The sequence below is a fragment of the Streptomyces sp. NPDC055078 genome, assembly GCF_053607985.1.
In genome coordinates, this window is the sequence record NZ_JBSGUP010000917.1 from 1 (window position 1) to 2,490 (window position 2,490).

Consider the following 2,490-nt stretch of genomic DNA (forward strand, 5'->3'; position numbering starts at 1 on the left):
GGCTCGTGGAGCGCGGCCTGGCCGGTCAGCGGCCCGACCTGCTGCACCCGACGCACGAGGCGCTGCTCAACGTACGGGCCGATATCGCGGCGGCGCGGGGCCAGTACACGCGGCTGTCGGACGAGCCGCCCGGCGGCGCGCACACCGGGCCCTCCTATGCGCATGCCCACACCCTGATCGCCCTCGTGGAAACCTGCCGTTCCGCCGAGGCCGGGCGGCTCGCGGACGGCTTCGACCTGGGGGCGGCCCCCGACTCCTGGGAGCTGAACCGGTTCCTGTACGCGCGGGGTGTGCAGCGTGCGGCGGCGGGGGACGCGACCGGGGCGCTGCACGACTTCCTGGAGTGCGGCAGGCGCCAGGCGGCCCGCGATGTGCTGAGCCCGGTGGTCACCCCGTGGCGCTCGGCCGCCGCCGAGTGCCGGCTCGCCCTCGGCAGCCCCGAGGGGGCGCTCGTGCTGGCCGAGGAGGAACTGCGCCTGGCCCGGGTGTGGGACACGCCCCGCACGGTGGGCCGCGCCCTGCGCGTCCTCGGCACGGTGACCGGCGGCCGGCGGGGGCTGGAGCTGACGGAGGAGGCCGTACGACTGCTGCGGAACGCGCCCGCCGCCACGGAGTGGGAGCTGGTGTCCGCGCTCATCGCCCAGGGCCGGCAGCTGACCTCGGCCGGGAACGGCGCAGAGGAGCGCTCCCGGGCCCGCAACTGCCTGCGCGAGGCGGCCGAACGCGCCGAACGCCTGGGGGCACTGCGGCTGTCGGCGCTCGCCGAACAGGCCCTGCGCGAGAGCGGCGCCCGCCGCACCGCCGTCGCCCGCACCGGCTCCGGCTCCCTCACCGACAGCGAGCGCCGCATCGCCCGGCTCGCCGCCGACGGCCGCACCAACACCGAGATCGCCGCCTTCCTGTACCTCGCCCGGCGGACCGTGGAGACGCATCTGACCAGCACCTACAAGAAGCTGGGCATCCGGCGGCGGAGTGAGCTGAAGCGGGCGCTGGCCGACGGGTAGCGCGGGGACGCGGCACCGGCACCGGGGCCGCCGACTGAGCCGTCCGCCCGATCCCGTTGGCTCGCGCTACCGCGTCGCGGAGCCGGGTGATGAGGACGGTGGGGTCCACCGGTGTCATCCGGGCCATCCGGGCCATCCGGGTCCGTCCGGGTCCGTCCGGGTCCATCCGGCAAGTGCGGTAGCGGCGCGGCGGCGAGGCGTCAGTGGCCGGTTCTCGCCCCCGGTAACAGAAGCGCTTCTGCTGAGGGGTTGTGCATGCGTACAATCGTTTCGTTATGGGCAACGCGAGAGTAGGCATGAAGGATGTGGCCGCCGCGGCCGGGGTGTCGCTGACGACCGTGTCCGACGCGCTCAACGACCGAGGGCGGTTGCCGGAGGTCACCCGGAAGCGGGTGCGCGAGGTCGCGGAACGACTGGGGTACCAGCCGCACCGTACGGCCCGGAGTCTGGCGAAGGGCCGGTCGGGGATCCTGATGCTGTCGGTATCGGTCCCGGCGTCCACCCCGGGGTCGGCGGTGGACATCGAGTTCTTCGTCCAGCTGATGAGTGCGGCCTCGGGGGCCGCGCTGAGCCGGGGCTGGGCGCTGGTGCTGGCACCGGTCACCGATGGGGAGCCGAAGGTGCCGGTGGAGTTCGACGGCGCCATCGTGGTCGACCCCCGGCCGCAGGATCCGCTGCTCCGGCTGGCGGACAGCGAGGGCAAGCCGGTCGTCACCGTCGGCCGTGACCTGGAGAATCCGGGCCGCCCGCATGTGGACAACGACCATGCGCGGGCGGTGCGGGAAGCGCTGGACCATATGCGGGCCTCCGGCGCCGGATGTCCCGCACTGCTGGCGAGCGAGCCGGACTCGTCGTACGTACGGGACTGTATCGACGGATACCGGGCCTGGTGCCGGGAGGCGGGGACGGAGCCGCTGGTGGTCGCGGCGGAGCAGGGCGGGCTGACCGAGGGCGCGGGCTATGCCGCGGCCCGTGAGTTCCTGTCCCGGCCGTCGCGTCCCGACGCGGTGTTCACGACCGTGGACTCTCTCGCCCTGGGAACGAACCTGGCGGCGCAGACCCTGGGTCTCCGCGTTCCGGAGGATCTGCAGATCGCCTCGCTCAGCGACAGCGAGGCCGCCCGGCACGCCAGGCCCCCGATCACGGCGGTGGACCTCGACCCGGGGCGGATCGGGCGGGACGCCATCGACCTGCTGCTGCGGGCGATCGAGGACCCCGGCCAGGTCGCGTCGGTCACGGTCGCCGCACGGCTGCTGCGGCGGGGGTCGACGGGGGCGGCGTCGGAGGTCGCCCCCGCACTGTCCTGACCGGGCCGCCGGGACGAGTGGCCGAGCGGGCCGCCGGGATGAGTGGCTGAGCGGGCCGCCGGGACGAGTGGCTGACCGGGCCGCCGGGACGAGTGGCTGACGAAGGCGTCCGAGCGGGGCGGGCCCTCCCGAGAAGGAGGTGCGCCGTCACCGAGCCGGGTCATCGCGCTGCCCCGCCC

The 2,490-nt window shown here is 74.9% G+C and carries 2 protein-coding genes; both read left to right on the forward strand.

Annotation, left to right across the window (positions count from 1 at the left end):
• Positions 1-1,004, forward strand: a 1,004-nt coding sequence (locus tag ACWF94_RS38550) for a LuxR C-terminal-related transcriptional regulator (protein ID WP_453499645.1), incomplete at its 5' end; no start/stop codon positions are given.
• A 275-nt stretch (positions 1,005-1,279) separates the two neighbouring features.
• Positions 1,280-2,311 carry a LacI family DNA-binding transcriptional regulator gene (locus ACWF94_RS38555; RefSeq protein WP_453499647.1) on the forward strand — a complete coding sequence of 344 codons (1,032 nt, stop codon included), beginning with the start codon at positions 1,280-1,282 and terminating at the stop codon, positions 2,309-2,311.
• Positions 2,312-2,490 lie beyond the last annotated feature (179 nt).